The sequence below is a fragment of the Pseudomonas sp. SIMBA_068 genome, assembly GCF_046534705.1.
GTDB lineage: Bacteria > Pseudomonadota > Gammaproteobacteria > Pseudomonadales > Pseudomonadaceae > Aquipseudomonas > Aquipseudomonas putida.
Genome location: NZ_JAWRYI010000430.1, coordinates 1 through 275, shown reverse-complemented (window position 1 = coordinate 275; position 275 = coordinate 1). Strand labels below are relative to the sequence as shown.

Below are 275 nucleotides of genomic sequence, written 5' to 3'. Positions count from 1 at the left end.
AATCAATCTCTTCGCAGCATTGATCGATGATGAACATCACCGACGGCACTTCCAGCATAATGCCGAGCTGGATCTTCTCATCAAACGGAATGTGTTCGTTACGCAGTTGCTGTTTGGCTTCCGCCAGTTTTTCTTTCACCCATAAGATCTCTTCCATTGAGGAGATCATCGGGATCATGATTTTCAGGCTGCCGTGAGCAGAGGCGCGCGGTGCGTATTTATGAAGAATACGCGTCGTTGTTTACCACACAACTACGGTCAATCCTGCGCGCCTC

General features: G+C 49.1%; 1 protein-coding gene. It reads right to left on the bottom strand.

Annotated features, from left to right (window positions below):
* Window positions 1–229, bottom strand: a 229-nt coding sequence (locus SB756_RS29840) for a putative PEP-binding protein (protein ID WP_410913190.1), incomplete at its 3' end; no start/stop codon positions are given.
* Window positions 230–275: the final 46 nt, after the last annotated feature.